The 21793-nt window shown below is 37.2% G+C and carries 18 protein-coding genes and 2 pseudogenes; 10 read left to right on the forward strand and 10 right to left on the reverse strand.

What is annotated here, in order from left to right; all coding sequences use genetic code 11:
- Positions 1 to 169 precede the first annotated feature (169 nt).
- Positions 170 to 1546: a sodium:solute symporter family protein gene (locus D8M05_RS16930; RefSeq protein WP_121133912.1), complete on the forward strand. Its 1377-nt coding sequence runs from the start codon at positions 170 to 172 to the stop codon at positions 1544 to 1546.
- Between the two features lie 267 nt (positions 1547 to 1813).
- Here D8M05_RS16930 and D8M05_RS20950 read toward each other — a convergent pair.
- Positions 1814 to 1903: pseudogene (locus tag D8M05_RS20950) on the reverse strand (excalibur calcium-binding domain-containing protein); the annotation flags it as partial.
- A gap of 216 nt (positions 1904 to 2119) precedes the next feature.
- Positions 2120 to 3310, reverse strand: coding sequence for a M14 family zinc carboxypeptidase (locus D8M05_RS16935; RefSeq protein WP_121133914.1), 1191 nt, complete (start codon positions 3308 to 3310; stop codon positions 2120 to 2122).
- A 317-nt stretch (positions 3311 to 3627) separates the two neighbouring features.
- On the opposite strand from D8M05_RS16935, the pseudogene D8M05_RS16940 reads away from it, so the two are divergent.
- From D8M05_RS16940 to D8M05_RS20310, 5 genes and pseudogenes are all read left to right on the forward strand, one after another.
- Positions 3628 to 4012, forward strand: a pseudogene (locus tag D8M05_RS16940) (magnesium chelatase domain-containing protein); the annotation flags it as partial.
- The gene (locus D8M05_RS20785) at positions 4013 to 4195 is read left to right on the forward strand and encodes an ATP-binding protein (RefSeq protein WP_121133918.1); all 183 of its coding nucleotides are present in this window, start codon (positions 4013 to 4015) and stop codon (positions 4193 to 4195) included.
- Positions 4170 to 4319 (forward strand): ATP-binding protein, encoded by a 150-nt coding sequence (locus D8M05_RS20655; protein WP_121133920.1) that lies wholly within the window; start codon positions 4170 to 4172, stop codon positions 4317 to 4319. The genes D8M05_RS20785 and D8M05_RS20655 overlap by 26 nt, the downstream gene beginning before the upstream one ends.
- A gap of 60 nt (positions 4320 to 4379) precedes the next feature.
- Positions 4380 to 4484 (forward strand): putative holin-like toxin, encoded by a 105-nt coding sequence (locus tag D8M05_RS20430; protein ID WP_220667598.1) that lies wholly within the window; start codon positions 4380 to 4382, stop codon positions 4482 to 4484.
- Positions 4485 to 5015: 531 nt separating this feature from the next.
- Positions 5016 to 5162 carry a hypothetical protein gene (locus D8M05_RS20310; RefSeq protein WP_183072842.1) on the forward strand — a complete coding sequence of 49 codons (147 nt, stop codon included), beginning with the start codon at positions 5016 to 5018 and terminating at the stop codon, positions 5160 to 5162.
- Positions 5163 to 5901: 739 nt separating this feature from the next.
- Here D8M05_RS20310 and D8M05_RS16960 read toward each other — a convergent pair.
- Positions 5902 to 6396, reverse strand: a complete 495-nt coding sequence (locus D8M05_RS16960) for a competence protein ComK (protein ID WP_121133924.1) — start codon at positions 6394 to 6396, stop codon at positions 5902 to 5904.
- A 173-nt stretch (positions 6397 to 6569) separates the two neighbouring features.
- Positions 6570 to 6833, reverse strand: a complete 264-nt coding sequence (locus D8M05_RS16965; protein WP_183072843.1) for a helix-turn-helix domain-containing protein — start codon at positions 6831 to 6833, stop codon at positions 6570 to 6572.
- Positions 6834 to 7329: 496 nt separating this feature from the next.
- Between D8M05_RS16965 and D8M05_RS16970 the strand changes: the two genes are divergently transcribed.
- Together D8M05_RS16970 and D8M05_RS16975 are read left to right on the forward strand one after the other, a co-directional pair.
- The gene (locus D8M05_RS16970) at positions 7330 to 7869 is read left to right on the forward strand and encodes a sigma-70 family RNA polymerase sigma factor (protein ID WP_121133928.1); all 540 of its coding nucleotides are present in this window, start codon (positions 7330 to 7332) and stop codon (positions 7867 to 7869) included.
- A 180-nt stretch (positions 7870 to 8049) separates the two neighbouring features.
- Complete coding sequence (locus D8M05_RS16975) at positions 8050 to 8913, forward strand: DnaD domain-containing protein (protein WP_121133930.1); 864 nt, start codon at positions 8050 to 8052, stop codon at positions 8911 to 8913.
- 179 nt (positions 8914 to 9092) lie between these two features.
- On the opposite strand, the gene D8M05_RS16980 is transcribed toward D8M05_RS16975, so the two are convergent.
- From D8M05_RS16980 to D8M05_RS17005, 5 genes are all read right to left on the reverse strand, one after another.
- Positions 9093 to 10259: a nucleotide sugar dehydrogenase gene (locus tag D8M05_RS16980; RefSeq protein WP_121133932.1), complete on the reverse strand. Its 1167-nt coding sequence runs from the start codon at positions 10257 to 10259 to the stop codon at positions 9093 to 9095.
- A gap of 1171 nt (positions 10260 to 11430) precedes the next feature.
- Complete coding sequence (locus D8M05_RS16990) at positions 11431 to 12684, reverse strand: SulP family inorganic anion transporter (RefSeq protein ID WP_121133936.1); 1254 nt, start codon at positions 12682 to 12684, stop codon at positions 11431 to 11433.
- A 158-nt stretch (positions 12685 to 12842) separates the two neighbouring features.
- The gene (locus tag D8M05_RS16995; protein ID WP_121133938.1) at positions 12843 to 14366 is read right to left on the reverse strand and encodes a tripartite tricarboxylate transporter permease; all 1524 of its coding nucleotides are present in this window, start codon (positions 14364 to 14366) and stop codon (positions 12843 to 12845) included.
- Between the two features lie 15 nt (positions 14367 to 14381).
- Entirely contained in the window at positions 14382 to 14852 is a 471-nt protein-coding gene (locus tag D8M05_RS17000; RefSeq protein WP_121133940.1) for a tripartite tricarboxylate transporter TctB family protein, read from the reverse strand.
- 10 nt (positions 14853 to 14862) lie between these two features.
- Positions 14863 to 15834, reverse strand: coding sequence for a tripartite tricarboxylate transporter substrate binding protein (locus tag D8M05_RS17005; protein WP_121133942.1), 972 nt, complete (start codon positions 15832 to 15834; stop codon positions 14863 to 14865).
- Positions 15835 to 16210: 376 nt separating this feature from the next.
- On the opposite strand from D8M05_RS17005, the gene D8M05_RS17010 reads away from it, so the two are divergent.
- Positions 16211 to 17164: a sensor domain-containing diguanylate cyclase gene (locus D8M05_RS17010; RefSeq protein ID WP_121133944.1), complete on the forward strand. Its 954-nt coding sequence runs from the start codon at positions 16211 to 16213 to the stop codon at positions 17162 to 17164.
- Positions 17165 to 17273: 109 nt separating this feature from the next.
- On the opposite strand, the gene D8M05_RS17015 is transcribed toward D8M05_RS17010, so the two are convergent.
- Complete coding sequence (locus D8M05_RS17015) at positions 17274 to 17549, reverse strand: hypothetical protein (RefSeq protein WP_121133946.1); 276 nt, start codon at positions 17547 to 17549, stop codon at positions 17274 to 17276.
- Positions 17550 to 18492: 943 nt separating this feature from the next.
- On the opposite strand from D8M05_RS17015, the gene cas9 reads away from it, so the two are divergent.
- Complete coding sequence (gene cas9, locus D8M05_RS17020; protein ID WP_121133948.1) at positions 18493 to 21723, forward strand: type II CRISPR RNA-guided endonuclease Cas9; 3231 nt, start codon at positions 18493 to 18495, stop codon at positions 21721 to 21723.
- Positions 21724 to 21793 lie beyond the last annotated feature (70 nt).

Raw genomic sequence — 21793 nt, forward strand, 5'->3', positions numbered from 1 at the left:
ATCAATTCCTTCCTTGGTCGCCGACGATTCCAGAGAAATGTCGTGTTCCTAATAAATAAATCTAAAAAAAGTATAAACAAAATCCCCATCTAAAAATAGGTGGGGATTATTTGACGCTTACATTTATTTCGCCTTCCTAATTATTATAGGTCCGTTGGCGGCTAGGAAAATGAGTAGAAAGGATTCCTCTGACTATATATTGGCAGGAAGGTCAGTTCCTCTTTGGCTTGTAGTGGGTGGGGTTATTGCTACCTTAATTAATTCGGCCTCTCTTTTAGGATATGCTGGTTCAGGTTATTCACTTGGAGTTTCTGCTTACTTTGCTAGTTTCGGAGGAATCGCAGTTATGATGTGGTTGGGATTTTGGTTCATACCGAGATTACGTAGAGCTAATCTAACCACAGTCCCAGAACTATTTAATCGCTTCTTTGGCTGGCCACACAAAGTTGTTTCTGTCATTCTTGTTGCTTGTCGTGATATGGGTGTGACTGCGGGGGCTTCCCTCGGTATGGCGGTTGTATTCCAATCCGTATTCGATATTCCTCTAGACCTTGCACTAGTAATTACGTTACTTGTGACATTGCTTTTTACTGTAACTGGCGGAATGTGGGCAGTTATGATTACTGATACCATCCAAGCAGTTGTAATATTGATTGGTACTACACTTATGATCCCATTGTCAATCGCATATATTGGGGGATGGGATGTATTAACTAACGCTATACCTGAAACACACTGGGATTTAGGAAATGTAGGGGGATCACAAGCTTTCGCTTGGATTGCTGCAAGTGCGCTAACTTTTATAGGTTATCAAACATTAATTCAAAGAGGTTTATCAGCAGAAAGTGATGAAGTTGCCAAAAAATCTTTTTTGTATGGTGGAGCGATATCCCTAGTTTGGTATATGGTACCTTTCCTTGTCGGAATTATTGCACTAGTTATATTTCCGAATACGAACCCAGAAGAAGCATTTATGAGTATGACAACTTTATTTGGGACATTTGGAAGCTTAGTTTTCGCAGTTATTATAGTTGCTTCTTGTATTTCTACTTTGAGTTCTACAATATTAACAACAGCTTCAAACATATCTCATGATATCTATAAGCAATGGATTAATCCACAAGCATCTGAGAAAAGCGTTGTTCTTGTTAGTAGAATATCAGTAGTAGGGGTCGCGATTGCGGGAACCTTAATTGGCCGCTCATTACCATATATACTAGAGCTTCTATTAACTGGTGGCAAAATTATGGCAGCCTCGTTAGCTCCAGTATTATTAGCTTTGGTATTTTGGAAGGCAGCAAGAACAGCGTATTATTCCACAATTTCAGCAATGATTTTAGGAGCTTTAGGTACCATTTTAGGAGTTATATTAGGGAACCAGACTGCTGCTTCAGATCAGGGGAATGTAGTTTTTGTCTGGGCACTAGATCCGATTCTTGTTGGTTTACCTATCACTTTAGTTATTTTAATATTCGGAACTTTAATCGAAAATAAATTAAAGAGGAATAAATTAACAGGAGTCATGGATTTTAAGAAAGTAAATTAAACCTTGTATTCTAAATAAAAGAATAAGTAGGAACAAAGTCTAACTGGTTTTGATATAAATAACAGTAAAAAAACAGGTGAATTCGTTCACCTGTTTTTTTATATAAAGGGAATTTGGGATTAGTGCCTACAGCGTGTCTTTAACAGCGAAGAAAGAAAAGCTTGGTGGTAGGCGTTTGTAGTTTAAATTGCAGTGCACTGTATTTTATATCTAAATAGAGTCTTTACTGGGGAAAACTTGGTGTGCAAATACATGCACACCGCAAATCTATTCACGCCTATCTCCAACAGCCTCCCTATCTAGATGTTTAGCATAACCAGGCGCACCAACTTGAACGGGAGCCGCACCAGCATCTCTTGTTGCAGTCTAATTTTTAAGAGACACAGGGACAGGAGCCGTCGGGACAGGTCCTCGGCCCCCTATTTTGAAGGGCGGTGTACCTGTTCCTGTGAGCCTATGTACTTGGCTCATTCTTAAGAACGGACCAGTGAACCTGTCCCTCTGAACCAGAGAAATGTTAACGGTTCTTCTCTTTTCTTATTTGTGTCTCTTTCATTTACCTTTATTCGTTTTCTATCTATCTGTTAATGGAATATCATCATAATCTTCAACATCCAAATCGTAGACCTCATCTGTTGCAACACTGTTTAATATACCGTGTAGCCCTCTCTCCACTGCTTTCGTTAATTGCCCAAGTTTCTTTTGACCATAGCTTTGCGTTTGCCCAGTGATTTCAAATAAAACAGAACCACTGCCATTTAGTGCAAATGCTCCAAGTGCTGTTCCTGGTAAATCCAAATCTTGAGGGTAAAGTGATATATTTCCAAACGGTGAATTACCCATTTGCTGTAATGCATCGTATGCAGCAATATTTAATTGCTTCGAAAAATCAACATCATAATCATCCGCATATTCACGATATTTCTCCCCCTCTGGAGTACTAGGGTCTGGTACGAATACACCTGATAGTGAGAATGTAACTGGATCATCTGTACCATCAATGACATATTCACCTTGGTGGTGTAAATCTACAAATACATCAACTTTGTCAAATTCGTTCTGTAAATCTTTATAAACATCTCGAATTGTTTGTGATTCTGGTGTAATAAACCATCCTGGATCTGAAGAGCTATTTGGAAAATCCTCTGGTTGAGGTACATAGTCTAGGTCAGGATTAAAATCACGGTTTACATCAAAACCAGGATTAGATGCATAATCCCAATATTGATTGGTGTATTTGTAGTAATTCCAAGATGGTGCTACGCCATCCAATTGTGGGAATTGTTCTACCACTTCATCCCAAGTCATTTCATTCCCGCGGCGATTTAATTCTGTTGCATCGGGGTTAACCATCGGCATAGCTACAATGGTCAATTCCTCTCTAAGCTGTCTCATTTCTGGGGAGTTCTTATTACCAATTTCTTTAAGTATATTTAATAACGCTTTTGTACCAACTTTTTCATTTCCATGAATCTCGCTCTGAATTAATACAACTTTATCTCCTGACCCAACAGTTGCCTTATAAATTTCACGGCCATGATTGGAATAACCTGCTACGTCTACTACAATATTACCTTTACTCGTTTTCTCAATTTGATTAAGTGTTCTTGTTAACTCATCATGACTGATAAAACCGGAAATAGATGGTTTGCTAATTACTGATGCATCTGCTGAAACAACTGGTGAATCAATGAGGGGAGTTAAAATCCCTGTACTTAATAGAATTGCCCCACCTAACATTGCAATTTTTCTTTTTCGTTTCATCATAACGCCTCCATAATATAGAATATTTAGAACTATTCATCACCTATCTATCAATCTCCTCCTAAAAAGTAAAAAATGAACCAAATGTATGGTCGGTTTTTTCTATTTTGCTACATTATCCCTAGCATTGAGGATCACAGAGAGAGGCACAACGCCCTATATTTGTCGTCGAACTAGCTAATAAACTCACTAATATTCATTGTTGGGTTTGTTTGACACTTAGTTAAGTAAATCAATGTTTCATTTTATCTAGCAAAAACTGTCTACTCCAGTTTAGCAGTCACACCATTTTTGATTGGCGGGTGGCAATTGGAGTAATGAAGGAAGCGGATGAAATTAAGGATGAGATTCCAGAAGACGCGGCTTTCTTAGGTGTGTTGTCACTTGATGGGACCATTAAATCGGTAGAAGGGATGTTGCCTGCAATAATTGCTGCCAGAAAGGAAGGTTTTAAAACTTTATATTTACCTAAAATGCATGACGTGCCACTTAGTACAATTGATGGTATAGAATTTCGTTATGTAGAGACACTACAAGAAGTTGTCGAATCGTTCTCTGGACAATTAGCTGCGTTTTCTCTTCCTACTATTACCCCTAAAGAACCCACAGAACAAACATTCTCTTTTGGTAAAGATTATAGACATATCTTGGGACATAAACAAGCAAAATGGGCATTGGAAATTGCAGTTGCAGGTGGTCGTAATGTTCTTATGTCTGGACCTCCTGGTTGTGGAAAGAGTTTGCTTTCAGAAACATTTCCTTCTTTCTGGAGAGGTATCTCTCGCACATTATTGGGTACTTTTTCTTGATGAAATGGCTGAATTCCCCAAGCGAACGCTGGACATGCTAAGGCAAGCCAATGGATACAGGGAAAGTTACGATTAGCCGCGCAGCATCTACGGCGACATATCGAGCCCAATTTTTCCTGATTGGTGCGATGAATCCATGTCTATGTGGTTATTTAGGCTCAAGGAATTATTATTGTCATATTGTTAAAATTATAGTATAGCAATTACATAAAGTGGATGGACGGTTGACCATCTCCCAAGAGAAGGGAGGTGGTATAAAAATGACGACATATGAAGCAATCATTATTGCACTAACATCAAGCTTAGTTCTAGTTAACGGGCTAGCACTTGTTGTTCAGATCGTCAAAGAAATAAGAAAAAAGTAACCGTCCACCCCTCGACCAAAGGATAGGATAGTTACTTTTTATAGTACTTAATATATTTGGTTAGCCGTCCTTCATGCGGCATGTGGTTGCTAAGACTGAGTGTTACTAGCACTCAGTCCTTTTTATTCTATGCTTTATATAATAATATTATACATGATTTGTACAATATTATTCAATAGATACTAACCATAATATGTGGATTTGAAAAAGTACATAGGGACAGTACCTCGTCCAGTTCAACGAACCTGCTCTTCAATGAGATGGTGAAATAATTATGTGTTATAGCAACAAAATGTAAAACAAACGTTTGAACAAATAGTGTGTTATACGCTTTAGGAATATGGCAAGTTAAAGTCATTTGATAGTTTTTGAATTTCCCATTCCCATACGACTTCTTGAGTTTTGTCAAATATGTCGAAGATTAGTAGATTATAATACAGTAATAATATGATAAAATATAGTAGCAACTGAATATTGTGAGGGTGGTTGGTTGTCGCACTTCTTTCCTTTTTTGGAAAGGAGGTGATAATCATGGAAACATTACTTGAATTTCTACGAGAAGTTCTGAAAGGGATTGTGCGAGAATCGAGTGCTTTTTTCTTTCGGAAAAACGTCTTAGAAAACAAGAAAACCACCCTACGCCGTCGCAAGCTTAGGGGTGGTTCTCGGAAAAAATAAATCTACTTAGACAACCACCACCCTGACGGTAGAGGTTGCAAGGAGAAGTGTTTGATAGCACTTCTCTTTATTTTATTATAATTCTATTTATATTATACATGATTTTTTATTATAATTCTATTTATTGCTCAAGATGGATTATAGATTTTGGGATCACCCCATTGTCTTAATTTACTTAAAATTATAGAGAGTTAGTATATCTATCGTTTTGTCTAGTACTTGCTGAGATGATGGTATGGCACTTTGTAAAAAGTTGCGGTGTGCTGTACTATTTTGTTGTAGACCTTGTGGTCAGACCCTATTGCTAAAATATAATAATTTCAACAGAGCCATTTCCTTAACACTTCTACCAAAACCTGTTCATAAGCAATTTCTAAATGCTTTAATGCTTCCATATTATTTTTGTGATTTTTAAACTCCGGATGCGCCTACAATTCTTGGCTTTTGTCATAATGTGTCGAGAATTAGTGGATTGTAATGTAATAAGAATAGGATAAAATAAAGTAGCAACTGAATATTGTGAGGGTGGTTGGTTTCGCACTTCTTTCCTTTTTTTGGAAAGGAGGTGATAATCATGGAAACATTGAATTTCTACGAGAAGTTCTGAGAGGGATTGTGCGAGAATCGAGTGCTTTTATCTTTCGGAAAAACGTCTTAGAAAACAAGAAAACCACTCTACGCCTTCGTTACCTGTTCCTATATCTATCCACAGTCGTTGACAGTTTTTTTCGGAATAGGATTATGTCATCTGGAGTTCCTCTGTAGAAAATTCCCGTATACACGCGAACGTTCTTCGCATTTGCTGCTTCAAAGCATAACTGGATATAGCCTCTAATTTTAGTTCTGCCATATTATTAAATGTAATAATAGCCGATGGATTCGAGGTTTTTGCAAATGGATTATTTCTAATATGTTCAACATGTTGGTAGAAAACCCAGCAGCTGAGGAAGTTCCTATTAGTAGAATGGGTGGGGAAGGTGTATATCCTTTTGCTTCTGTTTATTGGGATCGGCACTTTCCGCTTGAACCCAGTTTTATGCATGACTGCAGTCCTTGTTCCTTCATAGGTGGAGCAGTTGTCTAAACAGGCTGTACGAATAAGTTGGGTCGTCGTTTGCTGGACAAAGAGATGCCTGTCCTGCTCAACTACAATCGTATCGTAATCGGTATGTTTAACAGGTAACAGGATCATCGTTTTATGATTGATGGAATAGCGGGATTGGATGTTGCACATAATTTGCCTCCTTTGATAATGAAGAGAGGGTTCCGAGGAGAAAAATTTGTCGTGGCAGTTTACTTTATTAACTAAGTTAGGGATAATACTTAAGATTTAACTGATCGATGGATGAAGAACCTGAGATAGAGTGGCAGAAAGTTACCTTCATATGTATTCTGATTATAGGGCTACTAATCGGTATCCTTCCTGCTCTCCTTTTCTTTAAGTATTTCATCTATTGCTTCATCAATACTAATACCTAAATGTTCTCTAATTTTAATCGCTGTCGAGAGCCTTGGGAGATTCCATCCGTTCTCAAGATTCCCAACATGTTTAACATCAATACCTAATCTTTCAGCAAGCTCCTGTTGTGATAATCGGTTCGCTTTTCTTGCTTTATAAATAGCATCCCCAAAGATATAGGCGAGGTAAGCATATTCATTTTTTTCCTCCAAACAGTAACTTCCCCTTCCTTTTTTAGCAATTATCCTTTTAACGGAAGAGGGAGTACACCATATTAAGTTCCTTTTTTGTGGATTCATGCAAAAGTGTTTCTTTAGGTATAAAAGGATAGATTTTTCTCTTCTGTATGGAGGGACTATCGTAATCTATAAAAAATATGGCTAATGACAGGTTCAATTCTTTTTTTAGGATCCGTAGAAGGAAAAGTACTGCGTATGTGATGTGCCTCCTAATTTAAAACAAAAGTTTGTTCGATTTTTGTTCACAAATGAAAAAAATCCCTTATTTTTCCTAAATATGCGCTAACTTCGACAAAAGCTTCCAAAATTTAATTTTGGAAGCTTTTTGAGGCCTTTTTCGGGTCCAAAATTGAATTTTGGAACAAAAATGCCAAGTTAGCGCATTCGCCAAGTTTCAGGATTTTTTTTACGATGGAGCTATCACATGATTACTAGTTACACGTTTCATTAAGTCAGAGAGGAGAATTGTATGAAGAACGATAACAAGGTTACATTCGAGGAGATTTTCCAGCAGAATGAAGCCCGAATCCATTTCCACGTTAGAAAATTAGGTATCCACGATCCATACAAGGATTTCTACAGCGAAGGATTGTATGCCATGTGGGATGCGTATAAGAAATACCAACCAGATAAAGGCCCTCTTGCTACATACTTCAACTACACCATCCGTAATCGCCTCATCGACATGATCCGCAAGAAAACAAGGGATAACGAAAAGGACGACATATCCGCACAGGAGCAAATTAAAAATCAAACCAATGGAAATCGCTATGGTGACTCAAAGCTCCCCATACCTGAAACAGATGGATTCGAAATGATGGATGATGCATTTTGGAAGCAAGTTAAATCCGAGCTAACCGAGAAACAATGGAAATGGGTCTATTACCATGTCATCCACGGCATGCCGCTTAAGGAAATAGCTGAGCAAGAGAAAGCGTCACTTGAGGCAGTTAAAGATTGGGGAAAACAAGCAAGGAAAAAATTGAGAATTGAATTAGAGCAAGTATAGGTGCCTGTCACTTGTCGAAATTTGTCGAAAACTGAACAGTGCCAGGCACCTTGTGTTGGGGTTGTTAAGATTAGGAAAACAAGCAAGGAAGAAGTTGAGACTTCTGATGGAGCAAAATAAATAGGGTGCGAGGCAATCGGCAATCATAAGTGCCTGGCACCAAGGAAGTAGGGAATCGAGATGAATTATATTAAAGAAATGAATGCCTTTTACGACAGGATTGAACAGAATCCACTATCAAGTTCAGCAGTTGCTTTATGGTATGCACTCATGCATATGAATAATAAAACAAGATGGAAAGAAACATTTACAGTATCTGCGACGGTATTAAGGTTGAAATCTGGTTTGAAGGAAAGCTCCTTTAAACGCGCACGGACAGAACTGAAGGAGAAAGGGTATATTGACTTTGAATCTAGAAGTCATAATCAAGCACCAATTTATCGAATCATGAGGCTGACGGTGGAAGCGGCTGATGATATGAGTCATTTGAGTGACCAAAGTATGGACCACCTAGGTAACCAGGGAGTGAACCAGCTTGAAGACCAGCCTAAGAACTTAGAAGCTAGCCCATTAATAAAACAAAACAAAAAAGAAAAGAAAGAAAAGGAAAATAATATTATTACAGCGGATGCGTTTGTGTTCTACCAGGAGAACTTTGGTGTGGCAAGTCCTTTTGTTGTGGAATCATTAATGCATTGGATCGGTGATATCGGTGAAGTGTTAGTCATTGAGGCAATGAAGCGGGCACTCGAACGAAATAAGACAAGTTGGGGGTATGTGAAAAGTATTCTACAAGCCTGGGCGAAGAAAGGGATACATACGGTGGAACAAGTGAAGGCAGATGAGGTGGCATTTAAGAATAGTCGTGGGAGAAAACGAGCAACAAGTACAACTGTACATACGAATGAGATTATTCCAGGATGGTTTGAAGTGTTGAAGAAGACGGAAAGGCAAGAACCGAGAAAGAAGGTTCAGGTCGATAAAGGGAATGCGGAGGATGTGAGGTTGGCACTTGAAGAATTGATGCAGGAGATGGGGGAGTAGGTAGGGACATGTCAGATTATGACTGAAACCGAATAGTGGCAGGCACTCTCTAGGTTTTAGGGACAATATCGGGGGAACTTTTGAATTAGCCTGATTGTTGCGGAATGCGGAGTTTGGCATTATACAATATGAGACATAAAAAACGGAGAGCTGACATACGCTCTCCGCCTTGCATCCTATTAATCTCTGCTAAACAAATCACGCGTATAGATTTTTTCCCTCACATCAGATAATTCTTCAGACATTCGATTTGCAACAATGACGTCACTAACCTTTTTAAATTCTTCAAAGTCCTTAATTACTCTAGAATTAAAGAAATCATCCGCTTCTAATGCTGGTTCGTAAACGACAACTTCAATACCTTTCGCTTTTAGACGTTTCATCACGCCTTGGATAGAAGACTGTCTGAAGTTATCAGAGTCCATTTTCATTGTAAGCCTGTAAATACCAACAATTTTCGGATTGCGATTTAGAATCATATTGGCAACATGGTCTTTTCTTGTGGAGTTGGCATCTACAATTCCTTGAATAATGTTGTTTGGTACATCTTCATAGTTTGCCAAGAGCTGTTTTGTATCTTTTGGCAGGCAATATCCACCATAACCGAATGATGGGTTATTATAATGTGTACCGATTCTTGGATCTAGCCCAATTCCCTCGATGATTTGCTTCGAATTTAGTCCACGAATTTCAGCATAACTGTCTAATTCATTGAAAAAGGCAACACGCATTGCGAGGTACGTATTTGCAAACAACTTAATTGCTTCCGCCTCTGTAGAATCAGTGAATAATACATCTATATCCTCTTTTTTCGCCCCATTAACCAGTAGATCAGCGAATGTCTTCGCTCTATCCGATTGTTCCCCGACAATCACGCGAGAAGGGTATAAATTGTCGTATAATGCCTTGCCTTCTCGTAGAAATTCAGGAGAGAAAATGATATTTTCCGTGTTGAATTTCGCTTTTGCATCTTCCGTATATCCAACAGGTACCGTTGATTTAATAACCATCACTGCTTCAGGATTAATTGCTAAAACTTCTTGAATGACAGCTTCAACAGAGCTGGTATCAAAATAGTTTTTATCTGGATCGTAATTGGTTGGTGTGGAAATAACAACAAAATCTGCATCATTATATGCTTCTTTTGGTTCGGTTGTTGCTGTTAGATTTAGATCTCTTGTTCTAAGGTAATCTTCAATCATCTCATCCACGATGGGGGACCTTTTTTGATTAATCATTTCCACTTTTTCAGGAATGATATCAAGTGCAACAACTTCATTATGCTGTGATAAAAGTACGGCATTCGATAAACCGACATAACCCGTCCCAGCTACTGCTATTTTCATTATTTGTTTCCTCCTAGTGAGTCCTAATCCTATTAATATATATGTCCTATTATACAATAATGTAGTTTGTTTTGTCGAAAGAGGGTGGAGGGAAAAGAAGGGGCCTGTGGTACATCGTCCCAGTTCTTCTGAAATGATAGAGTGGTAGTGTTTTAAAAAATCATAAGATGATTAGTGGCTCAACGATATGTTGTTATTCTCCTTTTTCGTTTGTCTACGTTTATTTACTTTATCTCTTGAAGGGAACTATCGCATCATTAATATGATAAAATAAAGTAGCAACTGAATATTGTGAGGGTGGTTGGTTGTCTTTCTTCTTTCCTTTAATGGAAAGGAGGTGATAATTATGGAAACATTTCCCTGAATTTCTTCGTGAAGCTCTGAAAGGGATTGTACGTGAATTAAGTGCTTTTATCTTTCGGAAAAACATACTAGAGAACAAGAAAACCACCCCGCGCCGTCACAAGCAAAAGGGTGGTTCTCAAAGAAAATAACTAAATTTGACAACCACCACCCTGACGGTAGAGGTTGCATAGACTGGGCGCTGGTTATGCTCAGTCTTTTTTATTTTACGTTGATTATGAATATATTATACATGATTTGTTGGCATTATTACAAGTGGGGGTAACCTGTGTTAGACCGTCCAAGGAGAGATACTTTTCTGTGGTATTTCCGATTTTTAACATACTAAAATTGATTTTCTATCTCTTTTTCCTTACAAAATGTAATCTCCTCTATATGGAAATACAATAATAATACCAGGCGTTTTTAAATGGGTCAGGGTTAGTATGGTTGGACTTCAAGCTGTATCGGTGAAGGAGTCAAAAGATCAGAGCAGGGGGTCACATCCCCACTACAATGGAAAGGCAACAAGGGATTATTACACGATAGAGGCTGCGCCCAATAGTCTAGCAATGCAGCTAGTTTTGTTCATAAGATATGTTCCTTTCTTTCCCGCATCTAACACATTTATCAGTATAGTAGTTGTACTTATGTTTCTTGAAAAATATTTTACAAAAGAAAGCCTTTAGGTACATATGTATGATAACTCCTTTGATGTTCTAGACTACATTCAAGGGTATCATTTTGTGATTACAACAAGATTACTAACCATTTAATATATGATGTTTGTTTCATTACAAGGATATAGTAAGCAAGATTCAGGTTAAATTTATTTTAATTTCGTATATAAAAAGAAGGAGGTAATCATGCCAACCACGAGGCCGAGAAAGATATCGACCATTAAAGTTGTTAGGAAGGTGCTAAGGTAAATGAGTGCATCGGTCATTTTGTTTTTTACATAATGAAGGAGTTGTCCAAAATTGATAAGATTCGATATAGCAAAAATGATAATTGCGGCTAGTGTCGCTTTTGGTAAATAGTAAAAGAATGGTGTTAGATAGATAATTGCCATGAGAACAAATACTGCTGCTACGAATAAGGAAAGATTACTTTTGGCACCGGCTTTATAGTTAACAGCAGTTCTTGATATCGCTCCTGCAATTGGTATCGAACCAACCATCGAGCTTCCTATGTTTGCTGCACCTAATCCTCTTAGCTCCTGGTTTGGATCAAGCGGTTCCTTGTCGTTTGTTGCTAGTTTCATTGCAACAGCATATGACTCGACAAATGATATAAATGCGATTACAAGTGCTATTGGTAGAAGGGAAAATATCAAGTCTGCTGTTGGTATGGTTGTAGGTAATTGTGGGAATTCAAATGTTATCTTCCCGATGATATCTACCCCCTGATTATATAAAGCGAGTGACTCTACGATGATAACGGACGCAATGATGATAATAAATTCAGCTGGAATAGTGGGGAATTTTTTCTTTATGAGATAGAGTGCAATAATACATCCTAACGCAATACCAAATGTATATGGATGAATAGCGTGAAGGTGCGTAATGACCCTGGAACTAAACGTAATAAGATTTTCATAGGCAGGTAGGGAAACACCAAGAAAAGAATCGAGTTGATTTAATATAATAATAATGCCGACTGCAGCGATAAATCCATTCAATACTGCTTCGGAAACATAATGGAAAATGGAGCCAAGTTTGAAGAATCCCCATACAACCTGTAAGAAGCCGACAATGAAGCTTAGGATAATCATGCTTTCTAGGAAGTTTAATGATTGGGATTGGTCTAGACTGGATATACCAGAGAATGCCAGAAGGGAAACGACGGAAACAGGTCCCACAGAAAGGTATCGTGATGCGCCTCCAAATAATATATAAAAGAACACTGGAAAAATTGCGGCATATAATCCGACATGCAGGGGTACACCTGCAATTGTTGCATAGGCCATGCTTTGTGGGATTAATAATACAGCAACAGTCATACCAGCAGTAAGGTCGCCAGTTATATTTAAACGGCTATATTCTATAATTTGCTTTAATCCAGGGAAAATTTTGTACAACATAATAGATTCGTCCCTCCAATAAAAAATGACCCATACTTGTACTATATTTTGAAGGAAGGAGTATTATTCATATCGTATTTGATAGCGATGGTTTTGAAATAAAAAAGACAGCTAATCTGCTTGATTAGATTAGCTGTCGATAGTTTATCTTAAATAAATTAATTAGCTGTTTTTGAAAAGTCGTCATTGGATTTACTGTTTGTTGTTTTTCTAGAACTATATAACCCATAGGCAATCGAAAGTACGGTTAAGAGTATTAAAACGCCGGAAATAGGTCTCGTAACAAATAATGAAAGGTCTGCGCTCGTTTCTAATGCACGGCGTAGATTTTCTTCTGCCATTGGGCCTAAGATTACACCGAGAACAAAGGATGGAATGGAAAATCCGTATTCTTTCATGACATATCCAATTAACCCAAAAATTAATAGTACCCATACGTCAAACATGCGGTTATTAATAGCGAAACTACCAAATGCACATAAGACGATAACAATCGGTAGCAAGTATTGAAAAGGAACATCATTGATTTTTACAAACAACCTAATTCCAAATGATTGAATAATCAACATGAAAATTGCAGCAACAAAGAACGAAATAAATATACCGTAAGCAAGTGTTGGCTGCGTTGAAATAAAGAAAGGACCTGGTTGAATGCCATGAATTAATAAGGCACCCATCATCATCGCGGTAACAGCACTTCCTGGTATACCAAGTGCCAATGTCGTAATTAAAGCGCCACCTTCTGAGGAGTTATTTGCTGACTCCGCTGCAATAACCCCATCTGCAGTTCCTGTTCCAAATTTTTTTGGATTCCTAGATGATTTTTTTGCTATATCATAGCTAAGTACGTTTGCAATGGAGGAACCCGCTCCAGGAAGCGCGCCAACAATTACACCGACAATAGAAGAACGTAGGACATTCACCCAAGATGTAAACATTATCTTTATTGTTTTAAAAACTGGATAGGAAAAGCTCATATTTTGATTAATTGAATCGATGCTTTGATTATTTTGGTGATTTTTTAACTCTGAAAGTAATTGCGAAAATGCAAATACCCCGATGAGAATCGGCAAGAAATCAAAACCAGCAGAAAGTTCTATTTGCCCAAATGTAAATCGTGGGGAACTTGTTACTGGGTCAAGACCAAATGTTCCGAAAAACATTCCCAATAGTCCTGCAATTGCTCCTTTACTTAATGGGCCATCACCTAAACTAATAATTGCAGTTAAACCGAAAAGCATTAAGCTAAAAAATTCCCATGGGCCAAATTCTAGTGCCCAGTTAGCTAATAAAGGTGCAGCAAAGATTAAAATTAGACCACCAATAATGGAGCCAAAGAAGGAAGACCATAATCCTACTGATAATGCCTTACCAGGTTTACCCTTTTTCGTCATCGGATATCCGTCAAAAGTAGTGGCTAAAGCGGATGGCGTCCCTGGTATGCCGAGTAGTGCTGCAGAAATTAAACCACCGGAAGCTCCTCCCAGCCAAACCCCCATCATGAGGGAAATGCCTTGGAGCGGCTCCATACCGAAACTAAAAGGCAATGTTAAGGCAACGGCCATTGTTATTGTAAAACCAGGAATGGATCCAAATATAATACCTAAAAATACACCTATTGCGATCGTTAGTAACATACCTGGCTGAAAAATTGCTTGTAAGCTTATGATGATTTCTTCCATGAATACCCCCCCTAGTTAAAAGATGCCAGGTAAAGAAACACCTAAAAAGCGATCAAAGATAAACGTTAATGCGATAGTTGCGATCAAAAATCCACTTATACTCAGTACATGCGTTTTTACTGGGCGACCTTTCCCTACAATAAGTAAGTACACAATCGACATAAATAAAAAGGATGCTAATATAAACCCGATAAATGAAATAGAAAAGATATAGATGGTAAAAAGGAGAAAGATAATCCAAACTATTTTTCCGTTTCCTTTTTGTTCTGGACTTTTTGATGGATGATTGTCCTTATTTTTGACTGGTAAAAAAGATTTAATTAGCATAGAGATTGCTAGTATAGCGATTAAAGCTAGTAATAGCCTTGGGTAAAATGCTGATGAAAGTGCCAAGTCACTTTGTGTCCGTATGTTATTACTTTGAAAATAGAAAAAGATACAGAATGTTAATAAGGCAATACTTGCGATGCGGTCTTTGGATTTCATTCAGCCCCTCCTATTCTATTAAGCCTTGTCTTTGTAATATGGATTCTAGTTGATCGAATTCACTACTTAACCATTCACCATAATCCGCTGCATTCTTAAAGTTAACGTCTACACCCTGCGCTTCCATTTCAGCAATAAAATCAGGATTTTCTGCAACCTTTTGCAGTGCTTCGCTAACCTTATCCACGATTTCTTGTGGGGTATCTTTCGGGAAAAAGTACCCACGATTTGTCGCATTAATGAAATCAATTCCTTGTTCCTTTAATGTAGGTACATCAGGCAAGGATTCGTGTCGTTCCTCAGAGGAGATCCCTAACATCTTAAGTTCACCAGATTCTAAGTATTCTTTCGCAGCTGGTACGGTTGTTGCTCCAAGACTTACGTGATTCCCTAATAATGCGGTTGTCCGTTCCGACGTTCCCTCATAATTTACGATATTAAATGTTGTTTCGGTTGCATCTTCAATTCCTAATGGTAATGTATGGCTAGTTGAACCAAGTGCAGCTCCAAAGCTAATGGATTCAGGCTCCTCTTTTAATTGTGAAATTACTTCATCCATGTTATTCCATTCGTTGTCCTTATGCGTAGCGATAATTTGGTTCGCGGTAGTCATAAGTGCAACAGGCTCGAATTCTTCATGAGAAAATTCCGTATTTCCTAATAGATAAGATAAATCAATCGAATCATGACCGGCTAATAGTGTATATCCGTCAGCATCACTATTTAATGCTTCATTAGCCCCGATGGATCCACCGCCACCACCCATGTTCTTTACAACAATACTCGTATCAAGTTCTTCTTCAAGATATTTGTTAATAATCCTTGCTATGACATCTGAATCTCCCCCAGCACTCCAAGGTACAATCAAATTAATGTTCTCTGTTGGATAATCCTCAGCACTTTCGGATGTAGACGAGCTACAGCCTGCTACAAACAAACCGAAAGCAAGAACTCCAACTGTTGCCCATTTCTTCAGCTTCATTCATATCCCCCTTTGTATTTTTATTCAGGTCGTTATGAATTATATAATTATGCAGTCTATTCGTTTGGTATTCATAGAAAAACATTTATATATTTTATATTACAACTATTTATAACTAGAAATGGGGACGGGTACCTTGTCCCGCGGGTTGGGACATTTCAGGTGCCTGTCACTCCCCGTTTTTTGTCATAATATGTCGAAGGTTAGTGAAGTTCCTTTCTTTTATTTATCATTAGATTTTTATAGTAATAAGTATCTAGTTCTTTTGTAGTGTTTTGGTGATAATATTAGTGTAAATCCCTATGATATTTTGTAAATATAGTGTAACATTCAATGAAAATGGGGAAATTTGGATTAAATGAAAGTGGGTTTTTAAATGTGGATTGTTGTTGCAGTTATTATAATCGGGCTTCTTCTAGTGTCTATCAAACTATATAATGAGAAAATAAAACTACAACGGCAAGTGGATTATTTAAAACCTATGGTAGAAACGGTTGAAAATGTACGTGATATTTTATATTATTGCGAAACAAAACCTACATTAAATTATCTTTATTTAAGTCCAACCGTTAACGATTTGATCGGGCCAGAAACATTGGAAGAGCACTTGCAAAATCCAGAAAAGATCTTTGAAATTGTTCATCCAGAAGACTATGATACATTAATGAAGAAAACGTTAGGACAACTTGATTTTAGTGAACCGATTAAGGTAAGGTTTCGAAACGATCAAGGACAATATATGTGGTATGAAGAATATGCAACACCCGTATATGAAAAAGGTGAATACATCGCGGTACAAGGGATTTTTCGAAATATTGATGAAAGGGTTTCCTTACACCAGCAATTAGAATATAAAATCTCTCATGATGCATTAACTGATATTCATAATCGGGAATACTTCCAATCAAAGCTAAACTATTTTAATCAAGACTGGGACATCCCTATTGCAGTTATTGTTGCAGACTTAGATGATTTGAAATTTATTAATGATAATTATGGGCATCACATGGGAGATTGTTTCATACAAGAAGCAGCAAATCGATTGAAGATGTATGCTGATGAGGAAACGATCGTTGCTCGTATAGGTGGAGATGAATTTGCGATTCTCCTAGCAAATGCTAGTATTCCAAAGGTAGAACAGTTCTTAAAAAAGGTTCAAGCTCAAATGAATCTTTATCATGATGATACACAACTAAAACGGATTAATATTTCAATTGGTTATGCTTACAGCTCATCCTCTAAAGGTGTAATGGAACAATTGCTACGCGAAGCAGATACGCTAATGTATCAAGAAAAAAGGGAAAAGAAGCAGTTAATCAGTGGGGGCTGAATACCATTGTAGGTGCCTGTCACTTGTCGGAATTTGGCGGAAAATGTCGAAAGTTGTGCGGTGAATGAAAAGAGAGGTATACACCTGGATAGGTGTATACCTCTCTATATTAGTAATTTTGCTGATTATCTAGCGTGTTATTCTCTTTCTTTTCGTTGTAGTATTGTATACCGAATTGGGAGCCTTCTGAGACCATATTTGCGTTTTCTAATTGCGCCAAATCATTATTACTAGATTGATCCGGTACACCTGCATTTTCAAATGTTTTCTTCGTCATTTTATCTTGATTTGTTTTTCTTTTTTTATCGCTTATTAAATAACTTGTAGCGGTAACCCCAACAACTCCAGCTATACCTAAGGCAGAAACTGCAATTTTCTTTTTCATGTTATACCCCTCTCCAAGTATCGATTGTATTAATATATATTCCCTAAGATAGGTTTAATAAACATGGAAGAAGATTAACTAGAGAAGAAGGTAGGGTAGGTAGGACTTTGTAATGAATCATAGTAAAAATCCCATTACCGCATTATAAAGGTTAAAAAAGCAATAGAATAAGAGACACTTTCTATTGCTGTATTTCAATAATTAATTAGCAATGGCTTTAAATGGAACTATGACTTGATTAACCAAAATAAGGTAACTGATTATATTCTATTACAATTAATTAAAAGTATAAATGAAAAATAATTCAGAAAAATATTGATTGAATGATATAAACTAATATATTGTTAACTTAGCTGGGAATGTTAATGGAAATATATTGAGGTAGATTAATTAACCAATATTGGAGGTGGTAGTATGAGAAAGCAGCTTAAATTACAATTAAATATATCAAAAGATAAACTAAAAGTTATTATAAGTTTAAGTCTATAAGTATATTTATTCGTTAATTACAATAAAAAGATCTAAACTATTATTTTGTAATAAACTCTTTTACTAAAAGATGATAGCACAATAGTTACAAGTGAACATCAGCAGTAAATTTCATTTTTTATTAAACCATTCCCAGCTTTCATAAAGTACTGAATAATCATTTAAGTCATAGTCCCATCAACTTCATAGCTGTATATTGACTTTGCTTAGGTACAAAGTTATAATAAGTGTATCTCATAGTACAGCAATGGCTTTGATGTTTCTATGATAAGGCTACAACTTGTAGCTCGTGGCGTTGGGGATCGCCTGCCCATCAATGATGGGTGTCTCCCCACTTTACTTATTATAAACACACCAGACCTTGGCTATAAACAATAGCTGAGGTTTTTTTATAGATACATAGATTAACGTAGAATAATATTGTCTAAACTAGGTAAAAAGAAGGAGGAGTAGTATGAGAGAACTAGATTACCGAATAGGATTGGATATTGGAACGAATTCCGTTGGTTGGGGAGTGATTGAGCTTGAAAAGAATGAAAGCGACAACAAATATAGGACAATCGGGATTGTTGATTCTGGGGTTCGAATGTTTGATAAAGCAGAGATACCTAAGACAGGTGCATCATTAGCAGAACCTCGTCGCTTAGCGCGTTCAGCCCGAAGAAGATTACGTAGACGTAGTGAACGAAGAAGAGAGATTCGAAATCTCTTAATACAGTTTAACATTGTTACCGAAGTAGAAATGGAACACCTTTACCCGTTAAATGATGGTTCTGTGGATATATGGGACATTCGTATAGATGGGCTAGATCGGTTATTGGCTAACGATGAGTGGGCTAGATTGCTCATTCATCTTGCACAAAGACGTGGATTTAAATCAAACCGTAAATCCGAGCAAAAAGACAAGGAAACAGGTAAAGTACTAACAAGTATCCAACAAAATAAAGAAAGGCTGGATAAATATCGTACAGTAGGGGAAATGTGGGGAAAGGATCCACATTTTGCACAATATGATAAACGACATAATTCCCGTGATGAGTATATTTTTAATGTTAGTCGCTACGATTTGGAATTGGAGATTGTCACATTATTCGAAACGCAGCGTAAATTGGGTTCTTCCTATGCATCCGAAGAACTGCAAGTTTCTTATTTAAAAATATGGAATCATCAGTTGCCGTTTGCTTCGGGAAATGCCATCCTAAATAAAGTAGGGTTCTGTTCACTTGAAGATGAAGAGAGGCGCATTCCAAAGGCAACGTATACATTTCAATACTATATGGCGCTTGATAAGATCAATCGCATTAGAATTGGCAAAAATGTAGAAGCAATTTCTATGGAACAACGGCAAATACTACTACATAGCATTTTTAACAGAGATGATTTGGTTAAACGCAAAAGCACTCCTGATGTAAAATATTCGGACATTCGAAAGTGGTTGAAACTGGATGATGAATTAAAATTTAATGACCTTATGTATGATCCAGAGGCAACACTTAGTATGAATGAAAAACTTCCTTTTGTAAATTTGAGTGCATACTATGAAATAAAGAAGGTAACAGATTCGCATGCTATGGATACAGGGGAAGCATATGATACAACGGATTATGATGCAATTGGTTATGCACTGACAGTCTATAAGACAGACAAAGATATCCATCAATATTTGAGAAATCCTAATAATATAGCAAAACGTGTCTATAGCGAAGACCTGATTCAAATGCTTTTATCTCTTTCTTATACGAAGTTCGGTCATCTTTCAAGCAAGGCAATTCAAAATCTGCTTCCACTTATGGAAGAAGGATTACCGTTTAAATTAGCGGCAGATCAGTTTGGCTATGACACGACAGGTTTACAAAAGGTAAAACGTGAAAAATTTTTACCACCAATTCCGAATGATATTGCAAATCCGGTTGTAAAGCGGGCACTGACACAATCACGTAAAATAGTTAATGCGATAATCAAGAGATATGGCTCTCCCATGTCTGTCCATATTGAATTAGCAAGAGAGCTTTCTAAAACACATGAAGAACGGTCCAAATTGCAAAAAAATCAAAAGGCGAACTTTGATCGAAATGCAGGAGCAATTAAAGTGTTAGCGGAAAATGGTATTCTCCAACCAAAAGGTCATGATATTGTAAGATACAAATTATGGGAAGAGCAAGATCATAAGTGTGCATATTCCCAAAAAAGCATTCCACCTGAAGTCTTTTTTGGAGAATTAAGAAGAGAACGTAATAGTACCCCAAACCTAGATGTAGATCATATTTTACCATACAGCAAAAGCTTTATGGACAATTATCAAAATAAAGTGCTCGTATATAGTGATGAAAATCGGAAAAAAGGAAATCGCATCCCTTTTGATTACTTAAAAGATAATCCGGAAGCTTGGGAGAGATTCGAGATTTATGTGAATTATAATACCAAGTTTTCAAAAGGGAAAAAGCAATATCTTTTGAAGAAAGAGTTCACAGCTCATGAAGAAGATGTAGTAAAAGAACGGCATTTAAATGATACTCGTTTTATTAGTCGGTTTTTTAAGAACTTCATGGAAAAGAAGCTTGAGCCTAAGGATCCGCATCTTAAAAAATGGGTGGTAACTGTGAGTGGTCAGGTGACTGCGCATCTTCGTAGTCGCTTTGGACTTAGCAAACACCGGGATGAAACACATCTTCATCATGCACTTGATGCTATTGTGGTTGCTTGTACAGATGATGGTATGATTAGGCGCGTAACCAATTACCATAAAGTAAAAGAAAGCTCCAAAGCAGTAAAGGAACCATTGTTTCCTAGGCCATGGGATAATTTCAGAGATGAATTACTTACGCATCTCGCAGAATCGGCGAATCCAAAGGCAATTAGTCAGGCATTGGAAGCTAAGATCTCCCTTCCTCGTTACATGATGGTTTCACGAATGGCGAGATACTCTGTAACAGGAGCGGCGCATAAAGAAACAATTATGATCAATGGTGGTATTGATGAAAAAACAGGTAAGACAATCGTTGTAAAACGTGTTCCGTTAGCGGAGATTAAATTTGATGAAGATGGCGATTTTTCAATGGTCAATAAAGTATCTGATCTAGCAACATATCATGCTATTAAAGAACGTTATTTGGCGTTTGGCGGTAATGTTAAGGAAGCATTTAAAGAAACGCTTTATAAACCAAGTGAAAAAGGAAAAGGAAATCCTATTCGGCGGGTAAAAGTAGAAATAGAAAAAAGGGCTCATGTACGTGAAGTGAATCGGGGCATTGCGCAAAATGGCAATCTTGTTCGAATAGATATTTTTCTAAAAGAAGAGCAATTCTACATGGTACCGATTTATGTGATGGATACAAGTTTACCCGAATTGCCTGATAGAGTTGTCACAGCTAGAAAGGGCTACGAACAGTGGACAAGAATGGATGATTCATTTATTTTCCAATTTAGCTTGTATCCTTACGATTTGGTCCGTGTGAAAAGAGGAGAAGATGATCGCTTTCTTTATTTTAATTCGATTGACATTGACTCAAACCGGATTTATTTTAAGGAACCAAATTTTCCACATAAACATACTGAAAACAGAATTGGTCTAAAAGGCATTGATATTCTTGAAAAATATAAAGTTGGTATTTTAGGGGATATTACTAGAGTGAATAGAGAAACAAGGCAGGCCTTTAAAAAGAAAAATATGAAGCAAACAATCTAAAAATACAGTAGGCAGAATTTACTATGCCTACTGTATTTTTCTTTATAGATTTGGAGAAACTATAGGTAAA

Origin of the sequence: Oceanobacillus bengalensis (assembly GCF_003628445.1) — a bacterium.
GTDB lineage: Bacteria > Bacillota > Bacilli > Bacillales > Amphibacillaceae > Oceanobacillus > Oceanobacillus bengalensis.

What these genes read in the sequence shown, in the direction of transcription:
- D8M05_RS16995 (WP_121133938.1), bottom strand. Translation starts at nt 14,366, where the DNA reads ATGGAAGAAATCATCATAAGCTTACAAGCAATTTTTCAGCCAGGTATG.
- D8M05_RS16960 (WP_121133924.1), bottom strand. Translation starts at nt 6,396, where the DNA reads ATGTGCAACATCCAATCCCGCTATTCCATCAATCATAAAACGATGATC.
- D8M05_RS16930 (WP_121133912.1), top strand. Translation starts at nt 170, where the DNA reads ATGAGTAGAAAGGATTCCTCTGACTATATATTGGCAGGAAGGTCAGTT.
- D8M05_RS16935 (WP_121133914.1), bottom strand. Translation starts at nt 3,310, where the DNA reads ATGAAACGAAAAAGAAAAATTGCAATGTTAGGTGGGGCAATTCTATTA.
- D8M05_RS17005 (WP_121133942.1), bottom strand. Translation starts at nt 15,834, where the DNA reads ATGAAGCTGAAGAAATGGGCAACAGTTGGAGTTCTTGCTTTCGGTTTG.
- D8M05_RS16970 (WP_121133928.1), top strand. Translation starts at nt 7,330, where the DNA reads ATGAAGAACGATAACAAGGTTACATTCGAGGAGATTTTCCAGCAGAAT.
- D8M05_RS20655 (WP_121133920.1), top strand. Translation starts at nt 4,170, where the DNA reads ATGGATACAGGGAAAGTTACGATTAGCCGCGCAGCATCTACGGCGACA.
- D8M05_RS16990 (WP_121133936.1), bottom strand. Translation starts at nt 12,684, where the DNA reads ATGTTGTACAAAATTTTCCCTGGATTAAAGCAAATTATAGAATATAGC.
- D8M05_RS17010 (WP_121133944.1), top strand. Translation starts at nt 16,211, where the DNA reads ATGTGGATTGTTGTTGCAGTTATTATAATCGGGCTTCTTCTAGTGTCT.
- D8M05_RS16980 (WP_121133932.1), bottom strand. Translation starts at nt 10,259, where the DNA reads ATGAAAATAGCAGTAGCTGGGACGGGTTATGTCGGTTTATCGAATGCC.
- D8M05_RS17015 (WP_121133946.1), bottom strand. Translation starts at nt 17,549, where the DNA reads ATGAAAAAGAAAATTGCAGTTTCTGCCTTAGGTATAGCTGGAGTTGTT.
- D8M05_RS20785 (WP_121133918.1), top strand. Translation starts at nt 4,013, where the DNA reads ATGTTCTTATGTCTGGACCTCCTGGTTGTGGAAAGAGTTTGCTTTCAG.
- D8M05_RS17000 (WP_121133940.1), bottom strand. Translation starts at nt 14,852, where the DNA reads ATGAAATCCAAAGACCGCATCGCAAGTATTGCCTTATTAACATTCTGT.
- cas9 (WP_121133948.1), top strand. Translation starts at nt 18,493, where the DNA reads ATGAGAGAACTAGATTACCGAATAGGATTGGATATTGGAACGAATTCC.
- D8M05_RS20430 (WP_220667598.1), top strand. Translation starts at nt 4,380, where the DNA reads ATGACGACATATGAAGCAATCATTATTGCACTAACATCAAGCTTAGTT.
- D8M05_RS20310 (WP_183072842.1), top strand. Translation starts at nt 5,016, where the DNA reads ATGGAAACATTACTTGAATTTCTACGAGAAGTTCTGAAAGGGATTGTG.
- D8M05_RS16975 (WP_121133930.1), top strand. Translation starts at nt 8,050, where the DNA reads ATGAATTATATTAAAGAAATGAATGCCTTTTACGACAGGATTGAACAG.